Annotated in this window: 6 protein-coding genes; 2 read left to right on the top strand and 4 right to left on the bottom strand. The window is 44.7% G+C overall.

Features of this window, described 5'->3' with window-relative positions:
* The coding region (locus PX481_RS20260) for a helix-turn-helix domain-containing protein (protein ID WP_287683512.1) at positions 1-104 on the bottom strand (104 nt) is incomplete at its 3' end.
* 352 nt (positions 105-456) lie between these two features.
* Positions 457-1461, bottom strand: coding sequence for a sulfate/molybdate ABC transporter ATP-binding protein (locus tag PX481_RS20255; protein ID WP_288095671.1), 1005 nt, complete (start codon positions 1459-1461; stop codon positions 457-459).
* A gap of 274 nt (positions 1462-1735) precedes the next feature.
* On the opposite strand from PX481_RS20255, the gene PX481_RS20250 reads away from it, so the two are divergent.
* Positions 1736-2533: a sulfite exporter TauE/SafE family protein gene (locus PX481_RS20250; protein WP_288095670.1), complete on the top strand. Its 798-nt coding sequence runs from the start codon at positions 1736-1738 to the stop codon at positions 2531-2533.
* A gap of 10 nt (positions 2534-2543) precedes the next feature.
* Here PX481_RS20250 and PX481_RS20245 read toward each other — a convergent pair whose 3' ends face one another.
* Entirely contained in the window at positions 2544-2978 is a 435-nt protein-coding gene (locus PX481_RS20245; RefSeq protein WP_002762666.1) for a YidH family protein, read from the bottom strand.
* 191 nt (positions 2979-3169) lie between these two features.
* Here PX481_RS20245 and PX481_RS20240 point away from each other — a divergent pair, with 191 nt between their 5' ends.
* Positions 3170-3322, top strand: coding sequence for a hypothetical protein (locus tag PX481_RS20240; protein ID WP_002762665.1), 153 nt, complete (start codon positions 3170-3172; stop codon positions 3320-3322).
* Here PX481_RS20240 and PX481_RS20235 read toward each other — a convergent pair.
* Entirely contained in the window at positions 3315-3989 is a 675-nt protein-coding gene (locus PX481_RS20235; protein ID WP_288095668.1) for a cadmium resistance transporter, read from the bottom strand. The genes PX481_RS20240 and PX481_RS20235 overlap by 8 nt on opposite strands.
* Position 3990 lies beyond the last annotated feature (1 nt).

The following is a 3990-nucleotide window of genomic DNA, read 5'->3' as shown; positions in this document are numbered from 1 at the left end:
TGGAGAGCTTTATTGTAAACTAATCTTACACAGCCCAATGTGCGCCGCAATAGCGACTCTTGTTCTGGTGTGGGGTAAAATCGAAACGAATAGGCTTTTTCCATGTCTCACATTTTAGCATATATAGCGTTTCCTAAGCTAGTGAGGTACACCTGTTTTTCTTCCCCTTTGCCTTTTGCCTCTTGCCTTTTGCCTAAAACCCATAACTTTTGTACCTCAGCAGACTGAAAAACGCTATATTTCGTAAACGATGCTCATATTTAACAGCAAAGCCGCCGTAAAACGGCGGGGTTTCAGACCCAAAATTTTCGATGACGATGAGTGCCTGTGACTTTGTGCGGAACCCGATCACACCATGTATGGCGATGCTGTGGGTGCGACAAGTCTATTATTGGGACAAGGAGAAAAACTCTATATCGCACCACAGAATTTAATCGAGTTTTGGAACGTTTACTTTTAAGCAAAAACGCGAGCATCCCGAGGACGAACATAAACTTGCTCCCCGACTTGGAGATGCAGTTGAGCCAGTTGTTCTCGATTCAGATGGGCAATCAGGAGAGAGCGATCCGGTAGAATTAATTCCACATCGATGGCCCAACCCAGATGGATAATGCGCTCGACTTTTGCCTCAATGCTAGACCCATTGGGAAAAGAGAGAATTTCTAGGTCGTGGGGACGAATGAAAATCTTGACTCCGTTAGTACCCCCTCCGAGCTGCTCGAATAGTGCAGCCGAGGTCGGTGGCAAAACATTCACCCGGCCGATAAAACTCATCACAAAAGCAGAGGCAGGATGATCGTACACCTGATCGGGAGTTCCCACCTGTTCGATTTTACCCTCATTGAAAATTACGATCTCGTCGGCCACTTCCATGGCTTCCTCCTGGTCGTGGGTGACAAAAACACTGGTGACATGGACTTCCTCGTGTAACTGTCGCAACCAAACCCGTAGCTCTTTTCTAACTTTGGCATCCAGGGCCCCAAAAGGCTCATCTAATAATAATACTTCCGGTTCCACCGCTAAGGCCCGGGCCAGGGCAACCCGTTGACGTTGACCCCCGGATAGTTGGGCCGGATAGCGATCGCCTAATCCCTGCAATTGAATTAAACTCAAGAGATTGTCCACTCGTTTTTGAATATAGTTCGGGGTAGCTTTGCGAATATTTAAACCGAAAGCGATATTCTGACGCACCGTCAGGTGTTTAAAAAGCGCATAATGCTGAAAAACAAAGCCAATGTTCCTTTTTCTGACATTTAAATGGGTTGTGTCTTTGCCGTTGATGATAATTTTGCCTGTGTCGGGAGGTTCTAATCCTGCGATCGCTCTCAGGAGGGTGGTTTTTCCTGAACCAGACGGCCCCAGCAGTGCCACCAGACGATTCGATTTGATCTCTAGGTTGATGTTGTCTAAAGCGGTAAAGGTGCCGAATTTTTTCGATACTTGCTCGATGATGATACTCACGGTGGCTAATCCTCTGGCAAAAAATGTATAGGGTTTGACCGTATTTTAACCATGATTCAATCGCAGTCGTATTAAAATACAATTACATTTTACAAGATAGCAAGAAAATTAAGTTTCGATTCGGGAGATTACTGGTTATAAACAGAGACTAAAAAGACTAAACAGCGATAAAAGCTTACTATTACTCTTTTTCGCTCTTTTAAAGGCTTAATTAACTAATTTTGTCCCTTAACCACCAGAAACGCACTGGAGAAGAGAGACGACTGAGGCAAAAATGGACTATTCTTTATTGACAATATTTAGCTTTTTTATCGGGATTGTCGTGGGATTAACGGGAATTGGCGGTTCATCCTTGATTACACCCCTATTGATCTTTGTATTTCAGGTTCCCGCTACCACCGCAGTGGGTTCCGATGTGGTAGCGGCCGGGTTGATGAAAGTGGTCGGCACCGTTCGTCACTGGCAACAGCAAACGATCGAGTTAGAGGTGGTAAAATGGCTGGTAATTGGCAGTGTACCCGGTTCTCTGTTAGGATTAGTCGGTTTTTGCTATTTTCAGCAGAATAGCTCTCTCAATCTCGATCAATGGCTGCCCCATGTCATCGGTCTTGTCTTGATGATCGTGACTGTCCTAGCGGCCCTAGAACTACTAATCTCCTTGTTTTTTCCCGATTTGTCCCCTTGGTCCTGGCCAAAATTAGATTTAACCACTCGATCGGGTCAGATAAAAACAACGATATTGGGGGCAGTTTTAGGCTATTTAGTCGGTTTAACCAGTATTTCCAGTGGTTCCTTATTTGCATTGGTCTTGATGACCTTTTTTCAGCTTGATTCTCGCAAATTAGTCGGTACAGATCTATCGCAAGCGTCCATCCTCTTAACCTGTACTTCCATTGGTCATCTGGGATTAGGAACGGTAGATTGGAATCTGGTACTTCCTATCTGGTTGGGTGGAATACCGGGGGTAGTAGTGGGAGCAAGATTATCGGAATATTTCCCCAAAAATGCCCTAAAAATACTGCTTTATACGGTTCTAGTCACGGTCAGTTGGCGCTTACTCCAACCCACCTAATCCTCAAAGTTCACTCGAAAGTCATCATACTACCCATCAACAGATCGGGACTGGTGGCGACAAAATAGATAATTCCCGCACCGAGAATAACGATCGCTAAACTAAATAGTAGCACCCATCGATCGGCTGGTTCGTAGGTATCTTCATCTATATCTCGTCTGACTGTAAAATAATGGGCCGTGGTCAAAAATACGGTCAATAAACCCACTAAAGCAAACATTAAGCCCAATTTCCAGCCGTAACCGGGCCGGGGAACCAGAGGAGGATGAAAGGCCCGTAAGCGCAGGATAACCATACCAAAACCCATTAATGCGATCGCCGTTCGCATCCAAGACAGATAGGTGCGTTCATTGGCCAGATGATCGCGGACTCGATTGGGATTGACTTTTTTCGGTTTAATGCTGGTCTTGCTTTCCGTCACTGGTGATTTGAGAAAAAATAACATGATCGAGATGACTAGGGGTCGGTTTCAAGTTGATCGCTTGAAAAGATGATGTTATTCTATGACACTTGAGTTATAGATGGTATGGAAAAAATCTAAAATCTCTTTTTAGATGTATTTGTATTGAATCAAAAATTAAATAGGGTTTGCTGAATAAATCTAAAAACATTGTTCGATAAGACTTTTAGACCTTTTTGAAATCCAAAAGTACTGGCCATTGGAGTGATCGGGGGGAAAATCCCTGGACTTTTTCCCTGAAAATGGGTAAAACCCTACACCCTACACCCTACACCCTACACCCTACACCCTGCCCCCAGGAAAAACTTTTTGCCGCAAACCCTAAATAGATTCTGCTTGCTGCTGGAGAAGCGCCCATCCATAGCTTAAGGATAAGGCCAAGAAAGCCAGGGGAAGACTTTCCTTGATCATAAACACACCCAAACCGATCAGCACACAGGGGACAAAGTGGCTGCCGTGACTGGTAATTAAATTAGCGATCGCCGGTAATTTAGTCAACTGATGAGCAGTAAAACACCAAACACCCACCAAGATCAGAAAAACGCTGACGATAGTGACTAAATTTGGCCAAGTATTACTAGCGAACAGCGGCAGATAAATGCCGATATTATCACTGCCATTGGCGATGGTAATTGCCGCCACAGAGCAGGTTTGAGGGGAAAACCAGGCCAGCAAAGGAGAAGACGGTGCTGATTCTACAGCCATCTCCACATTATTATCCGTCTCGGTTTCTTCTCGCTGCCAGAGACTCCGAATCCCGAAAATCACGGGTAACAGACCGAGAAAACGAATCCACTGAGCCGGAATTAAGAAACTCCCGAAAAAGCCAGTTAAACTCGCCAAAATCAGCAGGATAAAGCCTAAATACTGACCGATAACGATATGACGACGGCGAAAAAGTTTATTGACCTGGGTAAAAAGAATCGTCAAAATCAGGATGTCATCGAGATTAGTGGCAATAAAGGCCGCTATTGCTGTAGATATGGCAGTAATCATG

It is taken from the genome of Microcystis sp. M53603_WE2 (assembly GCF_030065435.1).
Note: the sequence above shows the minus strand (reverse complement) of the source record. Positions and strands in the feature narration are given on the sequence as shown.